Raw genomic sequence first — 4,205 nt, 5'->3', positions numbered from 1 at the left:
GTGTCGGTGGACTGGTCGCCGCTGGTGGCGGGGGCGGGGGCCACTGCGCCGGTGGAGTTGCCGACGTATCCCTTCCAGCGCCGCAGGTACTGGCTGGAGACAACCACCGAGGACACGCGGTCCGCGTCCCCCCGCCCCGCGGACGAGAACGAGGGCCGCTTCTGGGAGGCGGTCGAGGCCGAGGACCTCCCGTCCCTGAGCTCCCTTCTCGACATGCCCGCCGAGCCCGCCCTCCAGGCGGTCCTCCCCGCCGTCTCGACCTGGCGCCGCCGCACGCGCGACCGCCACACCGCCGGAGCCTGGCTCTACCAGGCGGTCTGGGAGCCCCTGGCCGAGACGGCCTCCGCCTCCCGGCCGGCCGGCCGCTGGCTGGCAGTGGCGCCACCGGACCCGGAGCCCGGACGCGGGAACGCGCCCGGCCCGGCCGTCCTCCAGGCTCTGACCCGGCTCGGCGCCGACGTCCACGTCCTGACCGTGGACCCGGCGACCGCCGACCGTTCCGGCATCGCCGCCGCCCTGCACCGCGCCCTCGACGAGGCCCCGGACATCAGCGGCGTCCTCTCGTTGCTCGCCCTGGACGAGCGCCCGCATCCGGACCACTTCGGGCTGACCTCGGGCGTGACGGGCACCCTCCTGCTGACGCAGGCCATGGCGGATCTCGGCGCCCGCCTCGGCGACGCCCGCCTCTGGTGCGCCACCCAGGGCGCGGTCACCGTCGCCGCAGCGCCAGCGGACGCGGCCCCGCGTCCGGAGCACGCGCAGGTCTGGGGGCTCGGCCAGGTGGCGGCCGTCGAACACCCGCGCCTGTGGGGCGGACTCGTCGATCTCGCCGACCTCGCCGATCTCCCAGGACCGGCCGGGCCGGAGCGCGCGGACGGCGACGTCCCGCCCTCTTGGCTCGACCAACGCCTCGGAGCCGTGCTCGCCCACGAGGGCGACGAGGACCAGTTCGCCCTGCGCCCCGGCGGCACCTACGTCCGCAGGCTGGCGCCCGTCCCGTCACCCGCCAGGGGCGCCGCACCCGAGTGGCGGCCCCGGGAGACCGCGCTGATCACGGGTGGCACGGGCCCCATGGAGACACAGGTGGCGGGCTGGCTGGCGCGCCGGGGCGTGCGGCGCGTGGTGCTCACCGACCCCACCGCGGGCGACGGGACCGAGGGACATCCGCTGGTCGCCGAGCTGGCCGAACTCGGCGTCCTGGCCACGGTGATCGCCTGTGACCCCACCGACCGCGCCCAGCTCGCCGGGCTGGTCAAACGCCTCGGCGACGAGGGCGACACCATCCGGTCCGTCTTCCACACCGCCGCCGCCATCGAGCTGACGCCGCTGACGGAGACCGAGCCCGTTCAGCTGGCGCGGGCCGTGCTGGCCAAGGGAGGAGTCGCCCAGCACCTGGAGGAACTCCTCCCGGAGGAATCCCTCGACGCCGTCGTCTACTTCACCTCCGTGGCCGGGGTCTGGGGCAGCGGCAACCACGCCGCCTACGCCGCGGCCAACGCCCACCTGGACGCCCTGGCCCAGCGGCGCCGTGCCCGTGGCCAGGCGGCCACCTCGGTGGCCTGGAGCCTGTGGGAGATGCCGACGCCGGAAGAGGCCGCCGACCCCGAGGTGCCGCGTGCCATGCGGGCCGCCCGCGGCAACGGACTGCCGCCGATGAACCCGGAGCTGGCCCTGAACGCGCTCCAGCAGGCATTGGAACGTGACCACACGGCCGTCGCGGTCGCGGACATCGCGTGGGAACGCTTCGTTCCGACCTTCACGCTCGCCAGGCCCAGCAGGCTGATCGAGGGAGTGCCCGCGGCCCGGGACATCCTCGCGGCGGCCGAGAGCGACGAGCCCGCCGACGCCGGGGAGTCCGAGGAACTGCGCAGCCGGCTGGCGAGCCTGTCGGTGGAACAGCAGCAGCACGAGCTGACCCGTCTGGTGTGCACACACGCCGGTGCCGTCCTCGGCCACGCGCCGGGCGACACCCCCGAGCCGCAACGCGCCTTCCGCGACCTGGGCATCGAGTCGATGACCGCGATCGAACTGCGCAACAAGCTCAACCGGGCGACGGGACTGCGCCTGCCGGCCACGCTCGTCTTCGAATACCCCACCCCCGCCATGCTGGCCGACCACCTGCGGACCGAGATCGTGCGCGACGGGACGATGAGCGTCTCCGCCCTGCACGCGGAACTGGACCGCATGGACCGCGGCCTGGCCCAGGCCACCGCCAGCGAGGCGGAACGCGCCCAGATCACCCAGCGCCTGGAGAAGATGCTCTCCGCCTGGTCCGGCGCCGGGGAATCGGCATCCGACGCATCCGAGAACTTCACCGACACGCTCGAATCGGCCTCCGACGACGAGGTATTCGAATTTCTCCACAGGGAGCTGGGAAAGCCGAGTTGATCGTCTCTCTCGTATAGCCAGTCAGTACCAGCAGCCTTGTACGCACTTCGATATCTCCCAGGGAGCCTGTGATGGCGAACGAAGAAAAGCTCCGCGACTACCTCAAGTGGGCGACCGCCGAACTGCACCAGGCGCGCCGCCAGTTGGAGGAGGTCGAGGCGGCAGGGTCCGAGCCGATCGCCATCGTCGGCATGGCCTGCCGCTACCCGGGCGGAGCCACCTCCCCCGAGGCTTTCTGGCAGCTGATCAGCTCCGGCCAGGACGCCATCACCGGCCTGCCAGAGGACCGCGGCTGGGATACCGAACGCCTCTATGCCCCCGACTCGAATGGCGAGGGCACCTCCTATGTGCGCGAGGGCGGCTTCCTGGAGAATGTCGCCGACTTCGACGCCGACTTCTTCGGGATATCCCCGCGTGAGGCGTCGGCGATGGACCCGCAGCAACGGCTGCTGCTGGAAGCCTCCTGGGAGGTCTTCGAGCGCGCCGGGATCGACCCGACCTCGCTGACGGGCCGGCAGATCGGCTCCTTCGTCGGCAACAACGTCGTGGACTACGGCGGTGCCCTCCCGCGCATCCCCGAGGATTCCTTCGGCCACCTGATGACCGGAACCTCGGCGGCCGTCCTCTCCGGCAGGCTGTCCTATCTGTTCGGCCTCCAGGGCCCCGCCGTGACGGTGGACACGGCCTGCTCGTCCTCGCTGGTGGCGCTGCACCTCGCCGTCCAGGCGCTGCGGCAGAACGAGTGCTCCATGGCGCTTGTCGCCGGAGTCACCGTGCTCTCGTCCCCGCTCCAGCTGATCGGCTTCAGCGCGCAGCACGGGCTCGCCCGCGACGGCCGGTGTAAGGCGTTCTCGGCGGCGGCCGACGGCATGGCTCTGGCCGAGGGCGCCGGCGTGCTGCTGGTGGAGCGGCTCTCGGAGGCGCGCCGCAACGGTCATCCGGTGCTGGCCGTGGTCAGCGGCTCCGCCGTGAACCAGGACGGCGCGAGCAACGGCCTCTCCGCCCCCAACGGGCAGTCCCAGCAGCGGGTGATCCGGCAGGCGTTGGCCAACGCCGGGCTGTCCACGGCCGACGTGGACGCGGTGGAGGCGCATGGCACGGGGACCTCGCTGGGTGACCCGATCGAGGCGCACGCGCTGCTGGCCACCTACGGGCAGGGCCGCGACGCGGAGCGTCCGCTGCGCCTCGGCTCGGTCAAGTCGAACATCGGCCACACGGGTGCGGCGGCCGGTGTGGCCGGCGTGATCAAGATGGTGATGGCCCTCCAGCACGAGGCGCTGCCCAGGACCCTCCACGCGGAGGAGCCCTCGCCGCACATCGACTGGACGGCGGGCGCGGTATCGCTGCTCGTCGACGAGGCGGCCTGGCCCCTGAACGAGGGCCACGTGCGCCGGGCCGGGGTGTCCTCGTTCGGCATCAGCGGCACCAACGCCCACGTGATCCTGGAGCAGGCTCCGCGCGTGGCCGAGGACACGACCGAGGCGGCGCCGTCCGGCGCGGCCGACGGCCGGTCGGCCTCCGCTCCGCTGCCGCGCACGGACGTGCTGCCCTGGGTGCTGTCGGGCAAGAACGAGGGTGCGTTGCGGGAGGGTGCGGCGCGGTTGGGTGAGTTTGTCGGTGGGTGTGGTGTGGGTGTGGGTGATGTGGGTCGGGCGTTGGTGGTGTCGCGTGCGGCTTTGGATTGTCGTGCGGTGGTGGTGGGGCGTGGTCGTGGTGAGTTGTTGGGTGGGTTGTCGGGGTTGAGTGGTGCGGTGGTGGGTTCGGTGGTGGAGGGTGCGGGGCGTCCGGTGTTCGTGTTTCCGGGGCAGGGGTCGCAG

General features: G+C 72.7%; 2 protein-coding genes. Both read left to right on the top strand.

Annotated features, from left to right (window positions below; all coding sequences use genetic code 11):
• A partial coding sequence (locus tag ADY01_RS33575) for an SDR family NAD(P)-dependent oxidoreductase (RefSeq protein WP_234320514.1) occupies positions 1-2,388 on the top strand: 2,388 nt, incomplete at its 5' end.
• A gap of 71 nt (positions 2,389-2,459) precedes the next feature.
• Positions 2,460-4,205, top strand: a 1,746-nt coding sequence (locus ADY01_RS33570) for a type I polyketide synthase (protein WP_049580541.1), incomplete at its 3' end; no start/stop codon positions are given.

Origin of the sequence: Streptomyces sp. SBT349 (assembly GCF_001083795.1) — a bacterium.
Classification (GTDB): Bacteria; Actinomycetota; Actinomycetes; order Streptomycetales; family Streptomycetaceae; genus Streptomyces.
This window is presented reverse-complemented; position numbering and strand designations above follow the sequence as displayed.